This window comes from Stenotrophomonas sp. LMG 10879 (genome assembly GCF_002750935.1).
GTDB lineage: Bacteria > Pseudomonadota > Gammaproteobacteria > Xanthomonadales > Xanthomonadaceae > Stenotrophomonas > Stenotrophomonas lactitubi_B.
This window is the reverse complement of record NZ_PEJT01000016.1, coordinates 57615-84060: the sequence shown is the minus strand read 5'-3', so window position 1 is coordinate 84060 and position 26446 is coordinate 57615. Positions and strand designations below refer to the sequence as shown.

The 26446-nt window shown below is 67.5% G+C and carries 21 protein-coding genes; 12 read left to right on the top strand and 9 right to left on the bottom strand.

The annotated features are described in order from the left end of the window. Positions 1-251 precede the first annotated feature (251 nt). From CR919_RS19760 to CR919_RS19745, 4 genes are all read right to left on the bottom strand, one after another. The gene (locus tag CR919_RS19760; RefSeq protein ID WP_099821473.1) at positions 252-1415 is read right to left on the bottom strand and encodes an HlyD family secretion protein; all 1164 of its coding nucleotides are present in this window, start codon (positions 1413-1415) and stop codon (positions 252-254) included. A gap of 10 nt (positions 1416-1425) precedes the next feature. Next, positions 1426-3099 (bottom strand): MFS transporter, encoded by a 1674-nt coding sequence (locus tag CR919_RS19755; RefSeq protein ID WP_099821472.1) that lies wholly within the window; start codon positions 3097-3099, stop codon positions 1426-1428. After that, positions 3099-3665, bottom strand: a complete 567-nt coding sequence (locus CR919_RS19750; protein ID WP_025879336.1) for a TetR/AcrR family transcriptional regulator — start codon at positions 3663-3665, stop codon at positions 3099-3101. The genes CR919_RS19755 and CR919_RS19750 overlap by 1 nt, the downstream gene beginning before the upstream one ends. Before the next feature lie 243 nt (positions 3666-3908). Then, positions 3909-6107, bottom strand: a complete 2199-nt coding sequence (locus tag CR919_RS19745) for a TonB-dependent receptor (protein ID WP_099821471.1) — start codon at positions 6105-6107, stop codon at positions 3909-3911. 133 nt (positions 6108-6240) lie between these two features. Between CR919_RS19745 and CR919_RS19740 the strand changes: the two genes are divergently transcribed. Together CR919_RS19740 and CR919_RS19735 are read left to right on the top strand one after the other, a co-directional pair. Further along, the gene (locus CR919_RS19740) at positions 6241-6654 is read left to right on the top strand and encodes a MerC domain-containing protein (RefSeq protein ID WP_025879338.1); all 414 of its coding nucleotides are present in this window, start codon (positions 6241-6243) and stop codon (positions 6652-6654) included. A 110-nt stretch (positions 6655-6764) separates the two neighbouring features. After that, the gene (locus tag CR919_RS19735; protein WP_025879339.1) at positions 6765-6947 is read left to right on the top strand and encodes a 30S ribosomal protein THX; all 183 of its coding nucleotides are present in this window, start codon (positions 6765-6767) and stop codon (positions 6945-6947) included. A 131-nt stretch (positions 6948-7078) separates the two neighbouring features. Here the strand turns inward: CR919_RS19735 and CR919_RS19730 are convergent, their stop codons facing one another. The 3 genes from CR919_RS19730 to CR919_RS19720 all read right to left on the bottom strand — a co-directional run bounded on the left by CR919_RS19730 (position 7079) and on the right by CR919_RS19720 (position 10680). Beyond that, on the bottom strand, positions 7079-8338 hold the full coding sequence (locus CR919_RS19730) for an ectonucleotide pyrophosphatase/phosphodiesterase (RefSeq protein WP_099821470.1): 1260 nt from the start codon (positions 8336-8338) through the stop codon (positions 7079-7081). 375 nt (positions 8339-8713) lie between these two features. Beyond that, complete coding sequence (locus CR919_RS19725; RefSeq protein WP_099821469.1) at positions 8714-9205, bottom strand: methylated-DNA--[protein]-cysteine S-methyltransferase; 492 nt, start codon at positions 9203-9205, stop codon at positions 8714-8716. Further along, positions 9202-10680, bottom strand: a complete 1479-nt coding sequence (locus tag CR919_RS19720; protein WP_099821468.1) for a DNA-3-methyladenine glycosylase 2 — start codon at positions 10678-10680, stop codon at positions 9202-9204. Before CR919_RS19720 ends, CR919_RS19725 begins: the two co-directional genes overlap by 4 nt. Positions 10681-11161: 481 nt before the next feature. Between CR919_RS19720 and CR919_RS19715 the strand changes: the two genes are divergently transcribed. From CR919_RS19715 to ubiM, 4 genes are all read left to right on the top strand, one after another. Further along, positions 11162-12325: a hypothetical protein gene (locus CR919_RS19715; protein ID WP_099821467.1), complete on the top strand. Its 1164-nt coding sequence runs from the start codon at positions 11162-11164 to the stop codon at positions 12323-12325. A gap of 58 nt (positions 12326-12383) precedes the next feature. After that, entirely contained in the window at positions 12384-12929 is a 546-nt protein-coding gene (locus CR919_RS19710) for a DUF4019 domain-containing protein (protein WP_099821466.1), read from the top strand. 12 nt (positions 12930-12941) lie between these two features. Next, positions 12942-13331 (top strand): MAPEG family protein, encoded by a 390-nt coding sequence (locus tag CR919_RS19705; RefSeq protein ID WP_099821465.1) that lies wholly within the window; start codon positions 12942-12944, stop codon positions 13329-13331. A gap of 80 nt (positions 13332-13411) precedes the next feature. Then, a complete protein-coding gene (gene ubiM / locus CR919_RS19700) occupies positions 13412-14590 on the top strand; it encodes a 5-demethoxyubiquinol-8 5-hydroxylase UbiM (protein WP_099821464.1) in 1179 nt (392 codons plus the stop codon). A gap of 15 nt (positions 14591-14605) precedes the next feature. Here the strand turns inward: ubiM and CR919_RS19695 are convergent, their stop codons facing one another. Next, positions 14606-14827, bottom strand: a complete 222-nt coding sequence (locus CR919_RS19695) for an RNA-binding S4 domain-containing protein (RefSeq protein ID WP_089239773.1) — start codon at positions 14825-14827, stop codon at positions 14606-14608. A gap of 269 nt (positions 14828-15096) precedes the next feature. Here CR919_RS19695 and CR919_RS19690 point away from each other — a divergent pair, with 269 nt between their 5' ends. The 6 genes from CR919_RS19690 to CR919_RS19665 all read left to right on the top strand — a co-directional run bounded on the left by CR919_RS19690 (position 15097) and on the right by CR919_RS19665 (position 25396). After that, positions 15097-17025: a DEAD/DEAH box helicase gene (locus tag CR919_RS19690; protein WP_025877722.1), complete on the top strand. Its 1929-nt coding sequence runs from the start codon at positions 15097-15099 to the stop codon at positions 17023-17025. 188 nt (positions 17026-17213) lie between these two features. Then, positions 17214-19637: an EAL domain-containing protein gene (locus CR919_RS19685; protein WP_099821463.1), complete on the top strand. Its 2424-nt coding sequence runs from the start codon at positions 17214-17216 to the stop codon at positions 19635-19637. A 725-nt stretch (positions 19638-20362) separates the two neighbouring features. Beyond that, on the top strand, positions 20363-22027 hold the full coding sequence (locus CR919_RS19680; protein WP_099821462.1) for a diguanylate cyclase: 1665 nt from the start codon (positions 20363-20365) through the stop codon (positions 22025-22027). Between the two features lie 34 nt (positions 22028-22061). Continuing rightward, complete coding sequence (locus tag CR919_RS19675) at positions 22062-22784, top strand: pseudouridine synthase (protein ID WP_099821461.1); 723 nt, start codon at positions 22062-22064, stop codon at positions 22782-22784. A 115-nt stretch (positions 22785-22899) separates the two neighbouring features. Next, positions 22900-23970 (top strand): sensor domain-containing diguanylate cyclase, encoded by a 1071-nt coding sequence (locus CR919_RS19670; protein ID WP_099821460.1) that lies wholly within the window; start codon positions 22900-22902, stop codon positions 23968-23970. Positions 23971-24235: 265 nt separating this feature from the next. Next, positions 24236-25396, top strand: coding sequence for an AAA family ATPase (locus CR919_RS19665; RefSeq protein ID WP_099821459.1), 1161 nt, complete (start codon positions 24236-24238; stop codon positions 25394-25396). Positions 25397-25435: 39 nt separating this feature from the next. Here the strand turns inward: CR919_RS19665 and CR919_RS19660 are convergent, their stop codons facing one another. Beyond that, positions 25436-26383, bottom strand: a complete 948-nt coding sequence (locus tag CR919_RS19660) for a DMT family transporter (protein WP_099821458.1) — start codon at positions 26381-26383, stop codon at positions 25436-25438. Between the last annotated feature and the right edge of the window lie 63 nt (positions 26384-26446).

Sequence of the window (26446 nt, the reverse complement as noted above, 5' to 3'; positions counted from 1 at the left end):
TTTGTGAACTGGTACAACCACCGTCGGCTGCACAGTGCCAACGGCCTTGTGCCACCTGCGCTCCGTGAAGTGCAGGTGGCCTGAACTCCCTTTGGGAGTGTCCAGAAGTACTTGACCACCACAGGTTCACGGCGTGTCCCGCCTGCCTCACCCACCCGGCCAATCCCACCAATCCAACCGCAACGATCCGCCACGAGGGGCTCCGCCGTTCGCTGCCTTCGACGAAGCCGCGCAGTCAAGCAAGCCAGCGCCTAGTCCATCGGCTTCGTCGCAGTATCCACCCGCACGATCACCGACATGCCCGGCCGCAACCGCGCCGCCAGTTCCTGCTCCCCGTTGATCGAGATCCGCACCGGCAACCGCTGCACCACCTTGGTGAAATTGCCGCTGGCATTGTCCGGGCGCAGCACGCTGAACTCCGAGCCCGTGGCCGGCGCGATCTCTTCCACGCGGCCACGCAGCACCTGGCCCTGGAACGCATCCACCGAGAACGACGCCGGTTGCCCGATCGCCATCTTCCAGGTCTGGCCTTCCTTGTAGTTGGCCACCACCCACAATGCATCCGGCACCAGGAACAGCAGCTGCGAGCCGGCCGCCACGTACTGGCCCACGCGCACGCTGGCCTCGCTGATCTGCCCATCGCGCGGCGCATGGATCACCGTGTTGGCCAGGTCGATGCGCGCCAGTTCAAGCTGTGCCTGCGCACTTTCCACCTGTGCCTCCAGGCTCTTGCGCGAGACCTGGGTCGAGACCAGGGTCTCCTCGGCGATGCGGATCTGCGCCTGCGCCTGCTGCACGCTGGCCTGTGCCGAGGCCTGGCTGGTACGGAACTTGTCGCGGTCGTTGATCGATACCAGCTGCTGCGCCGCCAGTTCCTCGTAGCGCTTGGCTTCATTGCGCGAGCGCTGCAGCTCAGCCTGTCCCGCCGACAGCGTGGCCTGCGCCGAAGCGATCTGCGCGCGGTTCTGCGCCTGCGACTGGTCCGAATTGGCCAGCGCCGCGCGCGCGCTGTCCAGCGTGGCCTGGGCCTGCGCCACCCGCTGCGCATAGATGCGGTCGTCGATGCGCAGCAGCGGCTCGCCCTGCTTCACGTGCTGGAAATCCTTCACCAGTACCTCGGTGACGTAACCGTTGACCTGCGGCGCCATCACCGTGATCTGCCCGCGCACATAGGCGTTGTCGGTCACCATCACGCTGCTGGTGAACGGCCACAGGTGCCAGGCGCGCAGGATCAGCGCGATGCCCAGCAACGCCACCACCACCATCACCACCACGCTGCGCGAACTCGGCTTGAGGTACTTCGGTGCGGCGGCGGGCGCGGCAGGCGTTGCCGCCGGTGCCGCATCGGTGGGCGGTGGCGGGGTGACGTTCTCGGCAGCGTCGGTGTCGTCTGGACGGGGCGGGACGGGAGGCATGGCGATGGACTCAGCGCGGTGCCGCGGTCGCAACCGCAGCGGGGGAGGAAGGATGGCGCTTGCGCCATTGTTTGCGCACGGCGGTACGCAGCGACAGCAGCAGCAACCAGCACAGGAAACCGATCGCCAGCCAGCCGCTCAGGGTGAACACATCATTGAAGCCACGCACGTTGGCTTCGCGGCGGGTGGTCTGTGCCAGCTGCGCACTGCCCTGTGCGCTGCGCAGCACCGGGTCGGTGATCTGCGCTGCGTACAGCTGCTGCTGGATGCGCAGGCGCTGCGCCACCACCGGATCGGCTGGATCGAGCTGGCTGGTCAAGGCGCTGGAATACAGCTGCTCGCGATGCAGCTGGAACGTTCCCAGCACGGCCGAGCCGGCCAGTCCGCCCAGTGTCTGGGTGATCGACAAGGTCACCAGGAAGGTGATCATGTGGTCCACACCCTGTTTCAGCGCGGCGGAAATGCCGAGCATGATCAACGGGCCCATGAACATGCCGGCGCCCACCGAAGCCAGGAACTGGCTGACGTAGAAGTCGTGCGGCCGGTCCATGCTGGTGCGGTGCTGGTCGAAGAACGCGGCCGCGCCCAGCAGCAGGATCGCCAACAGCAACTGCGCGATCAGACGCTTCGGGCCGAAGGTGATCGCCGCGCCGGCGATGCCGGTCACCACGCCGGCCAGGATCACCACGCACAGCGGCCGCATCTGGTCCGGCCCCATGCCCAGGGTGCGCATCAGGTTGACCACGCCGTAGGACTGTTCGGTGGTCAGGAAGCGGATCAGGAAGGCGCCGACGATGAAGTGCATCACCGGCAGCGTCGACAGCCAACGGATCTGCAGCAGCGGATTGCGCCGGTAGTGTTCGATGATCAGGGCGGTGGTGGTCAGCGCGATGGAAGCGATCAGCGCCCAGCCCAGCCACGGCGTGTTGAGCCACCAGCGCGTGTAGCCCTGCGCGAGCACGATCACCAGCAGGGCGACGGCGGGCGCGAGCAGGGCAAAGGTGAGGAAATCCAGTGGCTCGAACGCCTTCACCTGCACGCCTGGCGGCAGCTTCAGCACCACCACGGCGGCAAACGCGCACAGCGCCAGCCCCGCTTCGAACGAATACAGCTGGTGCCATTGGCCGGTATCGACCAGGCCGGGCGAGACGATCCAGGCAATCGGCACCGCCAGCTGCGACAGGCCAACGCCGACCACCAGCAGGTTGCCGGTGAAACGTCGCGGCAGGGCTTGCAGCATGTACAGCGTGCCCAGCGTCGAACATGCCGCGCCGGCGAAACCGCTGGCGGCGCGGGTCAGCATGGTGGTCTCGAAACTGCCGACGAACAGGTGCAGCACCGCCAGCGCCGCATACAGCCCCAGGCCGATCTCGGCGAACAGGCGGATGCCGTACTGCTGGCGGAACTTGAAGGCCAGCAGGTTGGCGGTCACATTGACCATGGCGTAGGCGGCGACCAGCCAGCTGCCCTGGGTGGGCGTGAGTGACAGTTGTCCCTGCAGGAAAGGCAGGTTGGCCGTTACCAGCGCGTTGCCAAGGCCGCCGGTGATGGCCACCAGCAGCGAGACCAGTGCATAGGCTGCACGCCGATAGGGTGGGTGCCACGGCATCGACGCCGAACCGGGCATGGTCGGCTTCTCGTGCTCCTCCCAATCCGGAACCGGCTTGAGGTACGGCTGCACCATCAGCGTTCCCCGCTGGCTGCTCCCTGGAGTCCCCCGCGCAGCAGCTGCAGGGCACGCCCGGCCAGTTGGGCGCGCTCATCGCGGGTCTTGCCGCGCAGGGCCGCACCCAGCATGCCCGAGATCAGTGAAATATCCGTCTTCTCCAGGTCCGGCCGGCACAGGCCAGCGGCCTTGGCACGGGCGATGGGCGCTTCCAGCAGGTCGCGCACGGTCTCGCGCGCGGTGCGCATGGCCGGCACGTCCGAATCGACCGCGCGCCAGTAATCGGCCAGTGCCGGCGAATCGACGATGCGCTGGGCCATGCCTTCGAACACCTCGAACAGGGCATCGTCGCGGTCGCCAAGCTGCTCGACCTGGCGGCGGATGCGGTCGACCGTGCGCTGCAGCAGGGCCTGGATCAGCGCCGTACGGTCGGGGAAATTGCGGTACAGGGTGGCGCGGCCGACTTCGGCACGCTCCACCACCAGGTCCAGCGGCGCGGTAACGCCATGTTGGCCGAACACATGGTCGGCGGCATCGAGGATGAGGGCTCGGCGGGCAGCAGCATCGGCACGTTGGGTGGTCATGGCTTCATTTTCGGACAAACATGTCCGGATGGCGAGAGACGAATGGCGACGGGATTGTCCGCTTGTTGTCGTACGCACATCTTTGTGACGCCCGCGTGAGGGGCAACTGGGATGACCAAAAAAACGGGGGGCCAACCTGGGCCCCCCGGGAGAGAACGACAGCACGTAGCCATCAAAGTCGGTAGATCCACGCCATGCGTGGATGCGCTTATCAGTAGATCCACGCCATGCGTGGATGCCCCATCAGAAGAACGCGCGGATACCGAAGGCGACACCACGGCCCGGCAGCGGCGAGTAATCCTTCAGCAGCGAGGTGTGCGGACGCACTTCGCGGTTGGTCAGGTTGCTGCCGTCCAGGAACAGCTCGTAGCTGTTGCTGCCGCTGCGGTCCCAGCGGTAGGCCAGGTGCGCATCAACCAGGGTGTAGCCGCTGCTCGGCGCCTCGTTCTGCGCCACGTCCTTCTGCCGGCTGTAACGCACCGCGCCCACCGAGGCACGCCAGCCATCCTTCGCCCAGCGCAGGTCGGCGCCTACACGGGCCGGTGCGATGCGCGGCAGGTAACCGGTGTTGGCCAGCTCCACGCTGTAGTTGTGGTTGTGGTCACCGTGCGGCACGGCGATGTCGAGGGTGCGGCTGCCGTTGCCGTCCAGCTTGGCCTGCACGTAGTCGCCGAACACGCGCAGGTCCCAATCGCCGGCAACGCCTTCGAACAGGTGCACCAGGGCTTCGGCCTCGGCGCCCTTGAACACCGCGTCCTGCTGGGTCCAGGCACGCACCGGCAGGCTCTCGGTCACGCCGGTGTCAGCCAGATAGATGAAGTCCTTGAACTTGGTCTGATAGATCGCGGCGGAGAAATCGAGGCGTTCGCTGTGGGTGTGGATGCCCAGTTCGATGCGCTGGCCGCGCTCGGTCTTCAGGTTGGCATCACCGATTTCCAGCGAACGGGTGGCGATGTGTGCACCGGCGGCGTACAGCTCTTCATTGGTCGGTGCGCGCTCGGAGCTGTCCACGCCGATGCGCAGGTCGACTGCATCGTTGAGCTTCCAGATGCCGGCGGCCGACAGGTTGGTGGCATCGAACTTGCGGCGCTGGTAGTCGCCGGTCGGGTCCAGCTTGACCTGGTCGTGTCGACCGCCCAGTTCCAGCTTGAACGGACCGAACTGCTTTTCCTGCAGCACGAACACGCCGATGTTCTTGGTGCCGGTATCCGGCACGAAAGCTTCTTCACCCTTTGCGCCGAAATCGCTGTTGCCGACCTGCAGGCCGAAGGCGCCGTCCCAGCCGCCGATCTGCTGCTGCACTGCTTCCAGGCGGCCTTCGATGCCGCGGTTGGTGAAGCGGGTGGACGGCGTGCCGGCTTCCAGCTCCACGTGTTCGTAGTCGGTGTAGGCCACGCGCGCGTTGATGTTCTTCAGGAACGACACCGGGTTGTAGATGCCGGCCTTGGTCTCGAAGCGGTTCTGCACCATGTCGATGCGCACGTCATGCTCTTCACCTTCCTCCTCCTCGCCATGGTCGTGGTCGTGACCATGGTCGTGGCCATCGCCGTCGGCATGCACATGGGCGCCGTTGGGAATGCCGTAGTTGGTGCGATAGGTGCTGGCCGAGACGCCGAAGTAGCCGCCTTCGCCCAGCCAGGTGGCGCCGACGCCGCCGGCGCGGGTGCGGATGGAGCTGTTGTCCAGGTGGCCGCGACGCGGCTCTTCGCCTTCCTCGCCTGCGTGGTCGTGGTCATCGTGGTGGTCTTCCAGGCCGTCGATCACCGCGTAGCCGGGAATGCGGAAGTCGTCGCCATTGCGCACCAGGCCATCCACGTGCAGCACGACGTTGCCGCTCACGCCGTCAAGGCGGAACATGCCGCTGCGCTCGTCGTTGACCGAGTTGCCGCGCAGTTCGGCGCGGCCGCTGAGCGGACGGTCCGGCAGTTCGCGCGCGATGCGGCCATCGACCACGTTCACCGCGCCGCCGATCGCGCCGCTGCCGAACAGCAGGGTTGCAGGGCCCTTCAGCACTTCGATCTGGTCGGCCAGGAACGGCTCGATGCTGGTGGCGTGGTCGGCGCTGACGGTGGAGGCGTCCATGTTGCCCATGCCGTTGGACAGCACGGCCACGCGCGGGCCTTCCTGGCCGCGGATGATCGGGCGGCCGACACCGGGGCCGAAGAAGGTGCTCTGCACGCCGGGCAGCTTGGCCACGGTGTCGCCGAGGGTGCCGGCCTTCTGCTCATCCAGGCGCTCACCGGCCAGCACTTCAACCGGACGTGCCAGCGATTCGGCATCACCCTGCAGCGGCGACGCCGTGACCTGCACCGAGGACAGCTCGGTCAGGTGGCGGTCACGATGCGAATCATCGTCGGAGGCCGCAAAGGCGACGGACGGCAGCAGCGCAGCGAGCGCCAAGGCCAGGGAATGCGGCTTGAAACGAGGGTGGTGGGAGGGCATGGGCGGTCCTTTGTTACATTGTATCAATAGGGTGGCGCACGAATCCCGTCGGCGGGACAGGGGCAGCGGAACCGTGCGGGTCGGGAAACGATGTTATATTATTCCATAACGATTCGCCGCCCTGCTGGAAGTCATGCCTTTGCCCTCACGCCTGCGCCACCTGCTCGATCGCTTCGGCGCCACCGGTTCGATGCTGTGCGCGGTGCATTGCGCGGTGATTCCGCTGCTGCTGGCAGCGGCGCCGTCGCTGGGCCTGTCTTTCTGGCTCAGTGATGGCGTGGAAAAAGCGCTGGTGGTGTTCGTGACACTGCTGGGCTTGTTCAGCCTGGTCTGGGGCTACCGGCGGCACGGCGCGCTGCGTGCGCTGGCGTTCCTGATTCCCGGACTGGTCGCGTTGTGGGCCGGCGTGCTCTACGACCCGCTGCACCACAACGCGGTGCCGCACGCGGTGGTGATGACCCTGGGCGGGCTGCTGGTCGGCATCGCGCACCTGGTCAACCTGCGCCTGAACCACGGCCACGTACATGACGCCAGCTGCGCGCACTAGGTGCTCCGTGGTAGGCTTTCCGATCGTGCGCGGGGGCGCCCAGCAAGGCGGCCCCGCCGAACCCGTGTCAGTACGGGGTAACCAGATTTCACATTTGAGGAGTTGAAGACATGGGTAAGGGTGACCGCAAGACCGCCAAGGGCAAGCGCTACAACGCCAGCTACGGCAACGCCCGTTCGCACACCGCGAGCAAGGTCGCCGTAGGCGCCGCTGCCCCGGTTGCCAAGAAGACCGTGGCCAAGGCTCCGGCGAAGAAGGCTGTGGCCAAGAAGGCAGTGGCCAAGGCCGGCTGATCCGCCGACCGACCGGTCCAAAGAAAACGCGGCGCTCGGCGCCGCGTTTTTTTTTTGCCCGTTTTTGTAGAGCCGAGCCCATGCTCGGCTGGCGCAATGCAGCCGAGCATGGGCTCGGCTCTACAACGTATTCAACGCAGGGTCTGCTTCAGCGTTTCCGGATTGCCATCGTTGGCCGCTTCCGGCACCTGCAGCAGGTGCGCCAGCAGCGGATAGAGGTCGACGTTGTCGAAACCGTCGATCACCAGGCCCTGCCGGAATGAAGGACCACGAGCCACGAACACTGCGCGCATCGACGGCAACGCGTTGTCGTAACCATGCGAGCCGCGATCGGCATGCTCGCGCTTGGCGATCTTCTCGCGCGTCAGCGCGTCCCAGCCCTCATCCATCTGGCAGACGATTGCCGGCACGCGCGGATGGCTGCCGTAGTGCCAGCGCGCCGGCAGGTTTTCCTTCTTCCAGCATTCGTACTGGGCATGACGGCCGAGCAGGGCGCGCTCGGCCTCTGCCTCATGTCCCGCCACCGGCGCGAAGCCGACCGACTGGCCCGGGCTGACGTTGCGCGCAATGCTGGGATCAACCATCGATTCGAGGGCGATCACCTTGCCCTCCGGCACCGACGCCATGCCATGGTCGGAGACCACGATCACGTTGGTGGTATCGGTCAGGCCGTGCTGCTGCAGGCCATCAAGCACCTGGCCGATGATCCGGTCGGCTTGCACGATGGCATCGGTGTACTGCCTGGAGTCCGGCCCAAAGTTGTGGCCGGCCTTGTCCACGTGCTCCATGTATAGCGTGGTCAGGCGCGGCGCATCGGCATCGGTCTGCGACAGCCAGTCGAGCACGGTCTGCGCGCGCTGTTGCAAGGGTTCCTTGGCGTTGTAGATGCGCCACTGGCTGGGCCGCGTGCCCTGGATCTCGGCTTCGCTGCCCGGCCATGAGGTGGTGGCGGTGCGCACGCCGACCTTCTCGGCACCCACCCAGATCGGTTCGCCGCCCCACCATCCGCTGGTGGTCACCGCAGTGCGGTCGTGCAGCGCGAAGCGACCCAGCTCAGCATCATCCATGCTGTTGTTGATGATGCCGTGGTGGTCCGGGCGCAGGCCGGTGACCAGCGTGTAGTGGTTGGGGAAGGTGAGTGACGGATAGGAGGGCGTCATCCAGCGCGCACGCACACCACCGTCGATGATCCGCTGCAGGTTCGGGGTGAGGCCGCGATCCAGCGCATCGGCGCGCAGGCCGTCGATGGAGATCAGCAGCAGCTTCGGCGGCGTGGCCGGGGGCGCGTTCGTGCCGTTTGCCGCGGCGATGGTCGAAGGCGAAGGCGTGGTGGTGCAGGCGGCCAGGGGCAGCAGCAGCGCCAGCGTGCAGGTCAGGCGTACGGATGTCATCCGCCCATGATAATCCGCGGCAATGACGTACCAAAGACACGTGGCGCCCTTGGGCGCCACGTGTCCACGCATTTCACCTTGTCCCCGCGCCCTTGAACAACAAGGGGGCTCTTCTCCAGACAGATTACGGATGCTTCCATCCACGCATGGCGTGGATCTACTGGCCACCGGGAACCTGTCAGGGGTGGGGCGGTGTCGGATTGCGGGGTGTCCGCGGCATGGATGCCGCGGCCAAGCCCCAGGGATGGGTTTACGGCGTCCCCGCAATCCGACACCGCCCCGCCCACCCACGGATAGCCCGCTTTTGACGTTGACGTTGATGTCGATGTTGCTCTGGCCTGCAGCGGGTGCCGGGCGCAGCCCGGCCAGCAAACATCATGCAAACAACGGCGCCTGCCGCTGCTCCAGCCGCAGCAATGCCGCCTTGGTTTCGAGCCCGCCACCAAAGCCCGTCAACGTACCGTTGCTGCCGATCACGCGATGGCAGGGCAGCACGATCGGCAACGGATTACGACCATTGGCCGCGCCGACCGCACGGGTCGCCGTCGGCTGGCCCAGCTGCTGCGCCAGCTGCAGGTAGCTCCAGGTCTGGCCGAAGGGAATCAACGCCAGCGCATGCCACACGCGCAGCTGGAACGGCGTGCCATGCGGTGCCAGCACCAGGTCGAAATCGCTGCGCTCACCATGCAGGTACTGCAGCAACTGTTCGCGCGCCTCCGGCAATGCGCCGGGCGCGTAAAGCCAGTGCTCGCGGCCGCGCGCAGGATGGCGGTTTTCCGGGAACAGAACGTGGGCCAGGCCATTGTCATCCCCGGCGATGGTGAGTTCACCGATCGGTGTGTCGAAGCGATCGAACAACAGGTTCATGAGGGTTCTCCAACGAAAGTGCCGGACAGGTGCCACAGATGCAGCACGGCATAGGCGCGCCATGGGCGCCACGATTGCGAACGTGCTTCGGTGGCGCGTTCGCTGAGACGCTGGCCCTGTGCATGGCCCAGCACCTGCTGCAGCACCAGATCACCGGCGGGGAAGGCATCAGGCTGGCCGAGCCCGCGCAGGGCGATGTACTGCGCCGTCCATGGGCCGATGCCGGGCAGGGCCACGCAACGGGCGACGAAATCCTCCAGTGCCTGGCCCGGCCCGAAGTCGAGCTGGCCGCTGGCGCAGGCTGCGGCGAGTGCGCGCACGGTGGCGGCGCGGCTGCGTGGCAGGCCGATCGATTCCAGTGGGGCTTCGGCAAGCACATCCGGCGCCGGAAATTGCCGGTCGAATTCAGACGGCATGCCGGGCAGGTGCGCGCCGTAGGCGTCGACCAGCCGGCGTGCGAATGTGGTCGCCGCCGCCACGCTGACCTGCTGGCCCAGCACCGCGCGCACGCCCACCTCGAAGCCGTCCCAGCCGCCCGGTACGCGCAGGCCAGGTCGCTCGTCGATGCCACGTGCCAGCAACGGTTCGTCGCCCAGTGCTGCGTGCACCTGCTGCAGGTCGGCATCCAGGTCGAACACCCGACGCACGCGGCGCACGATGTCCGGAATCAGGCGCGGGTCGACCGCGCCCAGCTGCAGGCGCAGCTCGGGCCGCTTCGGATCGGCGGTGACGCGCAGCAGGGTGGGGCGCTCGGCTGTGCCCAGTACGCGCTGGTAACTGTCTTCACCGATCAGCTCGATGCCGGGCAGGCTGCGCTTGCGCAGGAATGCCAGCATCCGCGGGAAATCCAGCGGCGGTCGATAGCCCAGGCGAAGCACCAGACCGCCATCGTCGGCGGCCAGTGGATGGTGCTGGCGGCGCAATACGGTAGGTGCCATGCCGCAGCCCTGCAGGAAGGCCGTGTTGAAGCGGCGCAGGCTGTTGTAACCAGCGGCCAGCGCCACGTCGGTCACCGGCAGCGTGGTTTCGGTCAGCAGCTGCTTGGCCAGTAGCAGGCGATGGGTCGCGTGGATCTGCCCGGGCGTTGCCCCCAGCCGTTCGACGAACAGGCGTTGCAGCTGGCGTGCGCTGAGGCCGATCTTCCCGGCCAGGTCGGCCACCGGCTGGTCCTGCAGGAAGCCCGCGTGGATCAGCGCCAACGCACGCTGCACGGCCTGTCCGGCCAGTGCCTGTTGTGCCAACGGGGCCAGTTCGGGCCGGCAGCGCAGGCAGGGACGATAGCCGGCCGAAGCGGCGGCAGCAGCCGTGGGGTAATAGGTGATGTTGCGCGGCTTCGGTGGCGGCGCCGGGCACACCGGCCGGCAGTAGATGCCGGTGCTGCGCACGGCGGTGAAGAACACGCCGTCGAAGCGCGCATCACGGGCCAGGCGGGCGCGGTCGCAGGCGGCGGTGTCGAGGGCGAGGGCGGTATCCATGGCGCCAGTCTAGGCGCGTCCGGGGGACTGTACTCGCCATATTCGGACATGGATGCTGGGGGCGGTCGGCCGGGCTGCGCCCGGCACCCGCGGGGGGCAACGGCAACGGCAACCTCAACAGCAACCTCAACAGCAACAGCGGGCGATCCATGGGATGGCGGGGTGGGTCCGGTTGCAGGGGGCGCTGCAAGTACGTCCATGTAAGCTCGGTCGCGCCATCCATGGCGCTCACGCCCCTGCAACCGGACCCACCCCGCCTTCGACAGATTTCCGCGAACTGTCGAAATGGCATGGTCTGCTCTTGGTGGGTGTCGACCTTGGTCGACACATGGATCCGCGCCATGCGTGGGTGGGATTTGGGACGACGCCGGAATGGGGAATGACAAGGGTTAAGGGTCAGAAGCGGTTCAGTGGCGCGCGCTGAATGCGCGGCAGGGGCAGGTAGACTGTGGTTCTTACCTGTCCGAAATCCGGTTGCCCGATGTCCGCCAAACTCCGCTGGTTGCCCCTGTTGTGCCTGGCCCTGGCGGGCTGCAGTCAGTTGGAGAACCCCGGCAACGTCACTGCCGCCGACAAGGCCACGCGTGCCCCGGCCAGCGATGGCGAGAACATGGTGTCGATCAATGCCGCCGATGCGCCGCCGCCGCCGGCACAGGCACGCAGCAGTGCCGATCGGCCCTGGCCGCAGACCCAGCTGGACAATGGCAAGGCGTGGATCAGCTGCGGCACCGACTACGCCGGCGAAGGCGGCGATGGCCTCGAACTGGAAGGGCTGCAGCGCGAACAGCTGAAGCAGGCCCTGGCGCCGTGTGCCGAGCGTGGCCTGCTGCGCGTGCGCTACAACGGCAAGATCAACCCCGGGTTTGCCGAGATGATGTGGCGGCTGGCCGTGGTGGCCGACGAGCTGCAGATCCACAAGCGCATCCTCGATCTGGATTCCAGTGGTGGCCAGGTGGAATCGGCCATCGTCGCCGGTGACAGCATCGGTGAATCCGGCTGGACCATCTGGGTGCGCGAAGGTTCGATCTGCCACAGCGCCTGCGTGTTCGTGCTGGCTGCCGGTGACAACCGCCTGTTGACCGGCAAGGTCGGCATCCATCGCATGATGCGCATCAGCTCCAAGGCCACCTCGCGCGCGGAACTCAACCGCGAGCTGCACGAGGTCTATGACAACGTGAAGGACTATCTGCAGCGCAATGGCGTGGCGGTGGGCGTGGCCGACCTGATGATGACCGTGCCCAACCGCAGCCTGCGCCTGCTGACGGCCGAAGAGCTTCGCCAGTACGGCCTGGACGGCACCAACGCGGTGCAGGACGACCTTGAGCGGATCAAGCAGATGCGTGCCTGTGGCGACGACTTCGTGCAGCGCAAGGATGCCTTCCTGGTGGCCTTCGACCAACAGTGCAAGCGCGATGGCGCCGACATGGAATCGATCAACAGCTGTGGCCAGTCGCTGAAACAGCGCTTCGGCTTCCCCGATCCGGTATGCCCGGAGGAAAGCCCGCTGTCGGAGATCGACGTGGCCACGCTGCCGCCGGCGCCGCCGGAGCAGCCGCCGGTGGCCGAGCAGCTGCCGGCGACGTCCGCTGCACCGGCGGCGCAGGCCGACGCTGGCGCGGTGGAGGGCAGCGTCCAGGCGCGCTGACGGGCCACTCACCGCGCTGGCGTAGACTGCGGTTCTTTCCATCGAACCGGCGGTGTCCATGAAGCGCGTGCTCCTGCTGCTGTCCCTGTTGCCCCTGGCTGCACTGGCGCAAACGCCTGCACCGGCCACGCCCGCGCCGGCCCCGGCGCGCCCCGCGGCGAGCGCCCCGACCGCCGCGAAACCGGCGACGGCTGCTACGCCGGTGCTGAGTGCTGCCCAGCAGGCGCAGGTGCAGAAACAGGACGCGGAAATGGGCAGCGCCGCATTGAAGGCCGCGCAACTGGTCGACGCCAATCGGGCGGGTGAGTTGTGGGACGGCGCCTCGGCTGTTGCCCGCCGCGCGGTGCCCAAGGCCGCCTTCGTCAGCCAGCTTGCGGCAGACCGCACGCGACTGGGCGCGATGGCCGGGCGTGGCCAGCCGACTATCACCCGCGTGAAATACGCTGCAGGTGCGGCCGTGCCCGAGGGCCTGTACATCAACGTCAGCTTCCCGACCCGTTTCGCCAACAGCGCGCAGCCGGTACGCGAGCTGGTGTCGTTCCGCTTCGATGAAGACCAGACCTGGCGCCTGGCCGGTTACAGCCTGCGTGCATCCAGCCCCTGACGGAGAACGACGATGACCACCGAACTGACGATGCTGGCGTGGGCGATGCTGCTGGGTTTCGTCTACATCTTCGCCGCCTCCACCGTGGTCACCCGCGAGCGCGGGATGAAATGGAACGCCTCGGCACGCGACGACTCGTCCAAGCCGCTGAGCCCGCTGGCGGGGCGGCTGCAGCGGGCGCAATCCAACTTCTTCGAGACCTTCCCGTTCTTCGCCGCCGCTGCGATCGCGGTGGTGGTGGCCGGGCGTGGCAGCGATGCCACCGCCTTGGCCGCGCAGGTCTACTTCTGGGCGCGTGTGGTGTACCTGCCGTTGTATGCGGCCGGCATTCCCTATGTGCGCAGCCTGGTCTGGCTGGTGTCGATCCTGGCGATCCTGGCGCTGGTGTTCGCGCTGCTGTGAAGTACAGCTGATCCAGATCAAGGCCGGTCAGGCACGCGGCGCTATGCTGGCCGCGACTGGATCAACGGCAGGAGGCGCGCATGCGCAGGATGGACGTGGTGGTGGTCGGCGCCGGACCGGCCGGGTTGTGCTTTGCGCGCGCGCTGGCCGGCACTGGCCTGCAGGTGGGGCTGGTCGAGGCGCAGCCGCGCCAGGCCTTGGCCGAGGCCGCCTTCGATGGCCGTGAAATCGCCCTGACCCATGCGTCGCGGCAGAGCCTGGAACAACTGGGCCTGTGGCAACGCCTGCCCGAAGCCGAGATTGCCGAGCTGCGCGATGCGCGGGTGATGAACGGCGGGTCGCCATTCGCGCTGACCTTTGCCAGCAGCCAGATCGATGGCCAGCCGCTGGGCTGGCTGGTGCCCAATCATCTGATCCGCCGCGCGGCGTGGCAGGCGGTGCAGGGCCAGGACGGGCTGGAGCTGTTCGATGGTCGCAAGGTGCAGGCGGTGCGCGCCGACAGCCAGGGCCACGTGGTGCGCCTGGATGATGGCAGCGAACTGCACGCGCGCCTGCTGGTGTGCGCCGACAGCCGCTTCTCCGGCACCCGCCGCATGCTCGGCATCGGTGCGCAGATGCGTGACTTCGGCAAGTCGATGCTGGTGTGCCGCATGCAGGTCGAGCGCGATCATCACCACACGGCGTGGGAGTGGTTCGGCTATGGCCGCACCATGGCACTGCTGCCGCTCAACGAAGGCCAGGCATCGGCGGTGATCACCCTGCCGCCGCGGCAGATCGAAGAACTGCTGGCGATGGATGAGATCGCGTTCGGGGACGCCATCAGCGGTTTCTTCGAACACCGTCTGGGACGGATGCAGCCGGTGGCGACGCCGCAGGCTTATCCCCTGGTCGGGGTATATGCGCAGCGCTTCGTCGGCGAGCGTTCGGCATTGATCGGTGATGCCGCGGTGGGCATGCACCCGGTCACCGCACATGGTTTCAACCTGGGCCTGGCCAGTGCGCAGCGGTTGGCGCAGGGCATCGCCGAGCAGCAGCGGCGCGGGGCGGACATCGCCGCCGCCGGCATGCTGGGCAGCTACCAGCGCGGACATCGGCTGTCAGCGCGGCCGCTGTATGAGGCGACCAATGCGGTCGCCAGCCTGTATACCGATGACCGCCGGCCGGCGCGCCTGTTGCGCGCGGCCGGGTTGCGGGTGGCGCAGGGGGTGGCGCCGTTCCGGCAGCTGATTGCCGCCCACCTGACCCAGCGCGTGGCCTGACGGCAGCGCGGTGACTCAAACGGCGGCCAGTACCCGGATCTGGCTGTCGTTGAACTCGACCACCTGGCCTGCGCGGATCTTGCAGGCCTTGCGCAGCTCGACCTCGCCATCGACCAGCACCAGGCCTTCGCTGATGACCATCTTGGCTTCGCCACCGCTGGTGACCAGGTCGGCCAGCTTGAGCAACTGCTTGAGTTCGACGTAGTCGCCGTCGAGGTCGAATTCGAGGATCTGCATGGAACGGGGTTTCCTGGGGCAGGCGCTGAAGGACAGAGCCCGCAGCGGTAAAATGGGCGCCTATTGTGCGCCACGGCGGGCCGTAACGGCATGCCGATGGCTTCCTGTACACCATGTTCAGGAACAGTGCGGTATCATTCCGCTCTGAGCGAGTGAAACCTCAGCTTCAACCGAGCAGCGCCAGGGCACGCGATAAGAAGGGCGCCCAAAGCGCGGAATCCCCCTTTTTTTCGCCTGCCATGCTCGTGGCAGTGCCTTCGGAGTTCCCCATGTCCCAAGAAACCCAAGCGCAGCTGCAGTTCGCGCAGCTCGGCCTGTCCGATTCTGTCATGCAGGCTGTCACTGCCATCGGCTACGAAACGCCGTCGCCGATCCAGGCTGCCACCATCCCGGCGATGCTGGAAGGCCGCGACGTGCTGGGCCAGGCCCAGACCGGTACCGGCAAGACCGCAGCCTTCGCGCTGCCGGTGCTGTCCAACATCGACCTGCAGCAGATCAAGCCGCAGGCCCTGGTGCTGGCCCCGACCCGCGAGCTGGCCATCCAGGTTGCCGAGGCGTTCCAGTCCTATTCCTCGAAGATCCCCGGCTTCCGCGTGCTGCCTGTGTACGGCGGCCAGCCTTACGGCCAGCAGCTGACGGCCCTGCGCCGCGGCGTGCACATCGTGGTCGGTACCCCCGGCCGCGTCATCGACCATCTGAACCGCAGCACGCTGGACCTGTCCGAGCTGAAGACGCTGGTGCTGGACGAAGCCGATGAAATGCTGCGCATGGGCTTCATCGACGACGTCGAAGCGGTGCTGAAGAAGCTGCCGGAGAAGCGCCAGGTGGCGCTGTTCTCGGCCACCATGCCGCCGGCCATCCGTCGCATCGCGCAGACCTACCTGAAGGACCCGGTCGAAGTCACCATCGCGACCAAGACCACCACCTCGGCCAACATCCGCCAGCGCTACTGGTGGGTGAGCGGCATGCACAAGCTGGACGCGCTGACCCGCATCCTGGAAGTCGAGCCGTTCGACGCGATGATCGTCTTCGCGCGCACCAAGGCCGGCACCGAGGAACTGGCCAGCAAGCTGCAGGCCCGTGGCCTGGCCGCTGCCGCCATCAACGGTGACATGCAGCAGGCCCAGCGTGAGCGCACCATCGCCATGCTGAAGGAAGGCAAGCTGGACATCCTGGTCGCCACCGACGTGGCCGCCCGTGGCCTGGACGTGGAGCGCATCAGCCACGTGCTGAACTACGATATTCCGTACGACACCGAAAGCTACGTGCACCGTATCGGCCGTACCGGCCGTGCTGGCCGCAGCGGTGAGGCGATCCTGTTCGCCACCCCGCGCGAAAAGGGCATGCTGCGCCAGATCGAGCGTGCGACCCGCCAGCCGATCGAAGAAATGCAGCTGCCGAGCGTGGAAGCGGTCAACGACAACCGCATCAACAAGTTCACCTCGCGCATCACCGAGACCCTGGGCCAGGGCGGCCTGGACTTCTACCGCCAGTTGCTGGAGCGTTTCGAATCCGAGCAGAACGTGCCGGCCATCGAAGTGGCCGCCGCACTGGCCAAGATGATGCAGGGCGATACCCCGTTCCTGCTGCAGCCGCCGGTGCGTGCACCGCGCGAAGAGCGCGCGCCGCGTGAGCGTTTCGAGCGCACTGAGCGCCCGGAACGTGGCGACCGCAACGAGCGCGGCCCGCGCTTCGAGCGTGGTCCGCGTCGTGACGATGCCGAGGGTGGCTTCGAGCAGCGTCCGCGCCGTGACGTGCCGCCGCGCGGCGCACCGGAGCAGGGCATGGAGACCTACCGCATCTCGGTCGGCCACCAGCACGGCGTGAAGCCGGCCAACATCGTCGGTGCCATCGCCAACGAAGCCGGCCTGGAAAGCCGCTTCATCGGTCGCATCGACATCCACGACGACTTCTCGCTGCTGGATCTGCCGGCACAGATGCCGTCGGACGTGCTGACCCACCTGCAGAAGGTATGGGTGTCCGGCCAGCAGCTGCAGATGCGTCCGTTGGCGGCCGGTGAAGAGGTCAATCCGGCGCCGCGTCCGTTCAAGCCGCGCTTCGACAAGCGTGGTCCGGGCGGTCCGGGTGGCCCGGGTGCTCCGCGTCGCAGTGGTCCGGGTGGCCCCGGCGGCGACCGCGACAGCCGTCCGCCGCGTCGTGATGGCTTCAACAAGCCGCGCGGCCCGCGCAGCTTCTAAGCCGCGCAGAAGTAGATGAACAACGCCAGCCTCCGGGCTGGCGTTGTCGTTTTCAAGAGGTCAGGCCGGCCCGGCCGCCGCTGCCGATCACCCGCCGGGTCCGGTTTCGCATGGCCCACACATCCCCGGTCCTAGGCTGGCCCGGTTCCGTAGGAGATTGTCACCGCAGCACATTCGGGGGATCCAGGATGGGTAGAAGTGGCATGGACCAACAGCGCCGACGGGTACCGATGACCCGCGGGCTGGGACTGCGATTTGCGCTGTTGACGGGCATGGCGATCGGACTGGTCGCGCTGTCGGCCGTGATCCAGGAGCTGCAGGCGGCATCGACCGCGTGGATCGCAGGGCAGGGCTACTGGTCGCGGGGGCAGCAGGACGCCACCGCAGCGCTCAGCCGTTACCTGGCGCGCGGCCATCTGCAGGATCTGCAGGATGCCCAGCGGGCACTTCAGGTTCCGCTGGGTGACCTGCAGGCTCGCAAGGCGCTGGAGCAACCCGAACCGGACGAGGCGACAGCCCGCGCCGGTTTCCTGCGTGGGGGCAATGCCCGCGCCGACATTCCACGGCTGATCTTCTCGTTCCGCCATGCGCGCAATGTCGGTGCCTTCCGCGAGGCCACCTGGTTGTGGCGGCAGACCGACGCGGACCTGCTGGCCCTGCAGGCGTTGTCGGAGGAGCTGCAGCGCCGCCATGGCGCGGGGCCGCTGGACGAGGCGACCGTGGATGACTACCTGCACCGGCTGCGTGGCATCGACCACCAGCTGCGCGAGCAGGCGCAGGCGTTCTCGCAGGCGCTGCTGCGCATGGCCCGCGCGGTGCGCATCGCGACCCTGGCCGTAGGCGGCCTGTCGGTCCTGCTGATCAGCCTGATGGCGGTTGCCCTGGCCCGCCGGGTCGGCAAGGACCTGACCGAGCACGAGAGCCGCTTCCGGGCGGCCTTCTACCAGGCCAACGTCGGCATGCTCAAGCTGGATGCCAGCGGCCGGGTGGTGGAGGCCAACCAGGCGATGGCCGACATCCTCGACCATCGCCGGGACGTGCTGCTGCAGATGTCGCTGGCCGAGCTGCTGATGGAGGGCGAGCTGGTCATCGATGAGGCTGGCCGTATCGACTGGGATCGCCAGTTGCGGCCGGGCGAGCTGCGCTTCCGACGCCGCGATGGCAGCCTGGTGTGGGGGCGTTGGAGTGGTACCGGCGTGCGCACCGCCGACGGCCGCCTGTCGGTGTTCGCCATCGTCGAGGATGTCAGCCAGAACCATGCCCTGGCGCGCGAGATCGAACACCATGCCAGCCACGATCCCCTGACGGGGCTGATCAATCGTCGCGAGATCGAGCGCCTGCTGGAGAAGTCGCTGCTGCAGGTCCGCTCCGACGGTGGAACCCACGCACTGGGCTACATCAACCTGGACCACTTCAAGCTGGTCAACGACAGCTTCGGCCACGCGGCCGGCGACCAGATGCTGCGCAGCTTCGCCGAGTACCTGGTCGGCGCGGTGCGTGATGGCGACTGGGTGGGGCGCCTGGGTGCGGACGAGTTCGCGGTGTTCCTCGCCCGCGCCAACCAGGATGAAGCCAAGCGCGTACTGCAGCGGTTGATCCGCAACCTCGGCCAGGCCACGTTCCCGATCAGCGAAGGCAGTCCGCAGCTGAGCTGCAGCGTGGGCGTGGTCGAAGTCACGGCCGAGGCGCCGGACGCGAACTGGCTGATGAGCGCCGCCGACAGTGCCTGCTATGCAGCCAAGCAGGCCGGTCGCAACCGCGTGCATTGCTTCAACGAAAACCGGCTGGCCCTGGAAGAACGGCGGCTGGAGGCCGAGCGCCTGCAGCGGGTCAGTCGTGCCATGGCCGAGAACCGGATGCTGCTGTATGCGCAGCGCATCGCCAAGGTGGGCGATCCGTCCTACCTGCACTACGAAGTGCTGGTGCGCATGCGCGACAGCGATGGCGTGCTGCACCTGCCGGGCCAGTTCATGCCGGCGGTGGAGCGTTACGGCATGGCGGTGGTACTGGACCGGCACGTGCTCGGCCTGCTGTTCCGCCACCTGCAGGTGTGCCCGGCGCACGTACGCCAGCTGGGCCTGTGCAACGTCAACGTGTCGGCGCAGTCGATCGCCGAGCCGGGATTCCTGGCGTTCGTCTGCGACCTGCTGGAGCGCAACCGCGCGCTGGCGTCCAAGCTCTGCTTCGAGATCACCGAAACTGCGGCAATCGGCAACCTGAGCCAGGCACGAGCCTTCATCGACGCGGTGAAGGCGCGCGGATGCCGGGTGGCGCTGGATGATTTCGGCTCGGGCCTGTCCTCGTTCGGCTATCTGCGGCAGCTGCCGGCGGACATGCTGAAGATCGATGGTGCCTTCGTGCGTGACATGGATACCGATCCGGTCAGTCGTGCCAGCGTGCGTGCGATCAGCGAGCTGGGCCGCGAACTGCAGATGGAGGTGGTGGCCGAGTGGGTGGAGACCATTGAAGTGGCCGAGGCGCTGGCCGGGATGGGGGTGCAGGGCCTGCAGGGCTATGCCATCGAACGGCCGCAGCCACTGGAACGGTTGACCCTGGCCGACCTGCGGCCGATGCGGTTGGCCGGCACGCAGGGGCCATCGGCTGCCGGCTGATGGTGCTGCGGCCGGGCTGCGCCCGGCACCCGCGGTAGTGCCGGCCGCTGGCCGGCAACCTCAGCAGCAACAGCAACAGCGGCTATCCGTGGGATGGCGGGGTGGGTCCGGTTGCGGCGGACGCTGCAAGTACGTCCATGTAAGCTCGGTCGCGCCTTGCTCGTGTGCGCTGTCCTGCGCACACGGCAAGACCGGGGTTGGGCGTCCTGCCCAACCCGCCCGAGGCATGCCTCGGGCCCATGGCGCTCACGCCCCCGCAACCGGACCCACCCCGCCTTCGACAGATCTCCGCAATCTGTCTGGATGGCATGGCCTGCTCTTGGTGGGTCGACGCGTAGATCCACGCCATGCGTGGATGACATCCAATCCATTCAATGATTTCGAGATCGGTATGAACATCCATCCACGCACGGCGTGGATCTACCAGATGGCGGGACACTGTCAGGGGTGGGGCGGTATGGGCAGGCAGGACCGTTGGCGCCATGGATGGCGCCATCGAGCCCCCATGGACGGGTTTACGGCGTGTCCTGCCTGCCCATTCCGCCCCGCCCACCTCGGTAGCCGCTTTCGCTGTTGCTTCGGCTCCGGCCTCTACGGGTGCCGGGCGGCAGCCCGGCCAACACCCCCGCCACTTTGGTCTACACATCGGCGGTGCCTTCGACTGCGATAATGCCGCCAGGGGCGACGCGCAGTGGGCGCGGACGTAAGCAGTAACAGGACGTGGCGTGGGCGGCAGGCAGGTGCGTTTCGAAACAGGGGCGGTGCTTGTCCTGCTGCTGGTGTGGTTGGCGTTGCCGTGGCTGGGCCATGCGCGCAGCGTCGACGCCGGCCGCGATTATCTTCTGGTCGGCACCGCGACGGCCGAACCTACGCCCCATCGCGCGTGCACGCCGGAGATGCTGGCCGGGCCGCGCCAGCAGACACAGGTGAATGCACCGCCAGAAGGCTGGTCCGGCGAGCCGCAGGCGCTGGATGTCTTCAATGTCTTTGCCGGCGAAGTGCGGCTGCAGCACGGTGACCGCGAGATCTGCGGCAACATGCAGGACGCGCGCACCCGCGATTCGCGCTTCCGGGCGGGCATCGGCATGGTGGCGGTACCCGCTGCCGGCAGCCACGAACCCTTCCTGGTCTCCTGGCAGACACCGCTGAAGGCGCGCTGGGTGCCGACATTGCAGCTGGGTGCGCCCAGCCCGGTACAGCAGAACGACACGGCCCGGCTGCTGGTGCGCGCCGCCTGCATCGCCGTGGCAATCGCGCTGGCGCTGTCGGCGCTGATGGCCTATCTGACCACCCGTGACCGCAGTTTCCTGATGTACATCGGCGCCACCCTGGTGCTGGTGCTGTGGCAGTCGATCCTCGGTGGCCTCAGCGGCTATCCCGAACCCTGGCTGCGGGTTGGCGCGCGCGGGGACGGGTGGCTGCTGGCACTGACTGCAGCCACCCAGGCACTGGTGTTGCCGGCGTTGTGGCGCCTGAACGGCGGTGACCGCGTACTGCCACGTTCGCGCGTGGCCCAGCAACTGGTGTTGTGGTCCCTGCTGATGCTGGCGGCGGTGGTGCCGTGGTTGCAGCGCGATGGACTGGGCGTGGTCGCGCAGATCCTGCAGGGGACCTTCGTCGTCGGCTGCGCACTGTCGTTGGCGATGGGCATCTGGGCCCGGCTGCGCGGCGATGTCTGGTCGCTGGCAGGACTGGCCGCACTGGCGCCGATGCTGGTGCTGATCGTGGCCGACGCCGCCAGCGCGCACTGGCTGATGGAGTACCGGGTGGAGGCCCTGCAGCTGGCGGTCACCTGGCTGCTGATGATGGCGGCCTACGCGCTCAACCTGCGCCTGGGCCGGCTGCGCCAGCAGCGTGATGAAATGCGCCAGCTCGCCGAGACCGACATGCTGACCGGCCTGCCCAACCGCCGCGCCGGCCTGCACCAGCTGGCCCAGCATCTGCAGGGCGGCGAGCGTGAGAGGGGCCCGCTGGTGATCGGCTTCCTTGATATCGATCTGTTCAAGGACATCAATGATCGCCACGGCCATGAGGTCGGCGACCAGGTGCTGGTGGCCGTGGCGCGCGCGCTTCGTGCCGCTGTCCGCAGCGAGGACCAGGTGGTGCGGATGGGGGGCGAGGAGTTCCTGCTGCTGTTGCCGGGCATGCCGCGGGAGATCGCTGCCGCCCGCCTGGAACGCCTGCGCCAGCGCATCACCGAGACCTGCCGGGACCTGCAGGTGCCCGGCCTGGAGGTGACCGCGAGCATCGGCTTGGCACAGTGGCGGCCGGCCGAAGATGACCTGGCCGCGCTGCTGCGGCGCGCCGACCATGCCATGTATGTGGCCAAGCGCAGTGGCCGTAACCGGGTGTTCGATGGCGAGACCGAAGATCCATTGACCACGGCATGAGGCGGGAAGGGCGGCGATGCCGGATAATGGGGCGATGACCAGCCGACTCAACAAATACATCGCCGACACCGGCTTCTGCTCCCGTCGCGAGGCCGATCGCCTGATCGCCGCCCGCCGCGTCACCGTCAATGGCCATGCCGCCGGCACCGGCGCGGTGGTCGGCGAGGAGGACAAGGTGCTGGTCGACGGCCAGCCGTTGCGCGTTCGCACTGCCCGCAAGCCAGGCGCCCGCCGCCACGTGTACATCGTGCTGAACAAGCCGGTGGGCGTGACCTGCACCACCGAAAGCACGGTGAAGGGCAACATCGTCGACTTCGTCGGCCATGAACAGCGCATCTTCCCGATCGGCCGCCTGGACAAGGAATCGGAAGGCCTGATCCTGATGACCAGCAACGGCGACATCGTCAACCAGATCCTGCGCGCTGAAAACGGCCACCAGAAGGAATACCTGGTGGCGGTGAACAAGCCGGTCACCGACGAATTCCTGCGCGCGATGGCCCGCGGCGTGCGCATTCATGACCAGATGACGCTGCCATGCAAGACCTCGCGGATCGCCAAGTTCGGTTTCCGCATCACCCTGCAGCAGGGCCTGAACCGGCAGATCCGGCTGATGTCGGCCGAGTTCGGCTACCGCGTGACCCAGCTGCGCCGCGTGCGCATCGACAACATCAAGATCGGTGCGCTGAAGCCCGGCCAGTGGCGCAACCTGACCGAGCAGGAGCTGCACGGCCTGTTGCCGCAGCAGCAGGACTGGTAAACGACGTGTGTAGAGCCGAGCCTATGCTCGGCTGCCGTTGACCGGGTGCAGCCGAGCATGGGTGCGGCTCTACATCCGCTAGACTTTGCGGCGACCTGCCGGAACGTGACGCTGCATGATCAAGCCCGACAAGCCCGCCAACGAAGCGCTGCGCCTGGAGGCGCTGTACCGCTACCGGATCCTCGATTCCGAACGGGAACGCTCGTTCGATGATCTGGTCGCCATTGCCAAGGCGGTATGCGGCACGACGATGGCGGCCGTGACCCTGATCGACGTCGAGCGGCAGTGGTTCAAGTCGATACAGGGCATCGATGCGGCCGAGACCCTGCGCAGTGATTCGATGTGCGGCCATGCCATCCTGCAGCCGCAGGAGATCATGGTGGTCGAGGACGCGCTGCAGGATGTGCGCTTCCACGACAACCCTGTAGTAACTGGCGACCCGCACGTGCGTTTCTATGCCGGTGCACCGCTGATCAGCAGTGACGGCCTGCCATTGGGCACGCTGTGCGTGTTCGACGCGCGCCCGCAGCGCCTGGCAAGCGACAAGGCCGAAGCGCTGGCCGCGCTGTCGCGGCAGGTGATGCTGGTGATGGAGCTGCGCCGCTTCGCGCTGGACATCCAGAAGCACATGCTCGAGCGCGACGACTACGAGCGGCTGCTGTCGGACTACCACGACCTGCTGCTGGCACAGAATGCCGACCTGGCCGAACAGAGCCGGACCGATGCGCTGACCGGCCTGCCCAATCGCCGCGCGCTGGCAGCAGCGCTGGGAGAAACCGTGGTCGCCGCCGATGGCCAGGCCCGGCAGGCCTGCGTAGCGCTGGTGGATATCGACCATTTCAAGCACATCAATGACTTCCAGGGCCATGCGACCGGCGACCGGGTGCTGGCCGAACTGGGGGCGCTGCTGCGCTCGCACTTCGCCGGGCGCGGCATGGCCGCACGCTACGGCGGTGAGGAATTCGTCGCACTGATGCCGGACGTGGACCTGCGCACCGCCGAGCTGCAATGCGAGTTCCTGCGCGTGGCGGTGTCCAACCTGCCGCTGGGCTTCCCGGTGACGATCAGCATCGGCGTGGCCCAGCACCAGCCCGGTGAAACCTCCGAGCAGACCCTGGCCCGTGCCGATGCCGCGCTGTACCGGGCCAAGGGTGCCGGCCGCAACCGGGTGGAAGTGGCGCCCTGACCGCCCGTGCGGCTGCGGTGGATCCACGCCACGGGTGGAACCACCAGTAGATCCACGCCATGCGTGGATGCACCAGTAGATCCACGCCATGCGTGGATGCACCAGTAGATCCACGCCACGCGCGGATGCACCAGTAGATCCACGCCACGCGCGGATGCACCAGTAGATCCACGCCATGCGTGGATGGCCCGGGCGTTCGCGGGCAGTCGCAGCCATTGCGATCCCCGTACGGCACCCTCAGCGTCTCACTGCAAGGACGTCGACCATGCTGCAGACCCTGGCCATCGCCAATTACCGATCACTGCACGAGCTGGTGCTGCCGATGCAGCGGCTCAACGTCGTCACCGGCGACAACGGCAGTGGCAAATCCAGCCTGTACCGCGCGCTGCGCCTGCTGGCGGAAACCGCGCAGGGCGGCGTTGCAGCGGTGCTGGCGCGGGAGGGCGGATTGGGTTCGGCGCTGTGGGCCGGTCCGGAAAAGATCGACCGCCGCGTGCTGGCCGGCGAGATCCCGCTGCAGGGCGGGCCGCGGCAGGAATCGGTGGGGCTCAAGCTCGGCTTTGCCACCGATGAATTCGGCTACGCCATCGACCTCGGCTATCCGCCGCCGAGTCGATCGGCCTTCGCACTGGATCCGCAGATCAAGGCCGAAGCGATCTGGGCGGGGCCCTTCCTGCGCAGCGCCAACCTGCTGGTCGACCGCCGCGGTGCGCTGGTGCGGCAGCGGCACGCGCGCGGCTGGGACCTGGTGGACGACCGGCTGTCGCTGTTCGACAGCCTGTTCACCCAGGTGGGCGATCCGCAGCGCATGCCGGAAGCCATCACCTTGCGCGAGTACATCCGCCGTTGGCGCTTCTACGACCACTTCCGCAGTGATGCCGATGCGCCGGCGCGACAACCGTCGATGGCGACCCGCACCCCGGTGCTGCACCACGACGGCCGCGACCTCGCCGCCGCCTGGGTGACGATCCTGGAAATCGGCGATCCGCAGGCGCTGGCGCAGAGTGTCGAGGATGCATTCCCGGGGGCGACGGTCAGCTTCGAGGAACTGGATGGCCGGCTCGCGCTGCGCTTCCACCAGCCCGGTCTGCTGCGGCCACTGTCGATGGCCGAACTGTCCGACGGGACGTTGCGTTTCCTGTTGCTGGCAGCGGCGCTGCACACGCCACGGCCGCCGCCGCTGCTGGTGCTCAACGAGCCGGAGACCAGCCTGCATCCGGACCTGCTGCCGGCGCTGGCACGCTTGATCATCGCCGCCAGTGCGCGCAGCCAGGTCTGGGTGGTATCGCATGCCACACGCTTGATCGCCGCGCTGGAGCAGGCGCCGCACTGCCACTCGATGCACCTGCTCAAGGAGCACGGGCGGACGCTGCTGAGCGGGCAGGGCCTGCTGGATGCACCGGCCTGGCACTGGCCGCAGCGCTGAGACCGGTACCGGGAAGATCCGCGCAATGCGCGGACGCGCTCAATCGGCGATGTTGCGCGCTTCGGAGGTGCCGAGGATCTCCGGATGCTGCACGCGTTTGCGGCGGTTCAGCAGCGGATGCAGGAACACAGCACCGACGATGATCGCCACGCCCAGGTAGAACCACGGGGTGACTTCGTGCTGCTCGCGCAGCAGCACCACGGCCAGCAACACGGCGTAGACCGGCTCCAGGTTGGTGACCAGCTGCACGGTGTAGGCGCTGAGGTGGCGCAGCGCGACCAGGGCCAGGGCAAACGGCAGCAGCGTGCAGACACCGGCCAGCACCAGCAGCAGGATGCCGTCGTGCAGATCAGGAACGATCCACAATGGGCTGGCCAGCGCCGGCAGCAGGTACGGCATCAGCGGCGCCAGCAGGGTCAGGGTGATGGTGCCGGCGCCCAGCTCCAGCGCAGTTACCGTCAACGGATCGGCATGGCTGACCATGCGCTTGTTGAGCGAGCCGAACACTGCCACCAGCAGGGCAGAGAGCGCGCCGATCAGCACGCCCAGGCGCATGCCATCGGGCACGCCGCCCACCACCAGCGCCACACCGGGCAGCACGGCTAGGCCGAAGGCCAGCTCGCGCATCTGGAACGGGCGTTTGGCCACCCACGGTTCGATGATCGAGGTGAACACTGGTGCCAGTGCAATGCAGGTCGCAGCAACCGAGGCATTGGCCAGCTTCACCGCGCCATAGAACGTCAGCCAATGCAACGCGACCAGCGCGCCGATGCCGGCATAGCCGGCGACCAGCCGCAGCGGCAACGTGCGCAGCCCGCGCCAGACCCGCGGCAGCAGTGCCAGCATCGCCACCACCAGCAGCATCCGCCACCACACCAGCGGCAGCGCGGGCAGGGTGATCAACTTGCCGAGGATGGCGGTGACGCCCCACAGCAGGACACAGAAGTGGATCTGCCAAAGCGCTTTGCGGGTGTCGGGTGTGCTCATCAGCGTATTGTGAGGCAAGGCGCATCGGCGGGCGATGCCTGTGGCATGCTCGCGACGTTGCCA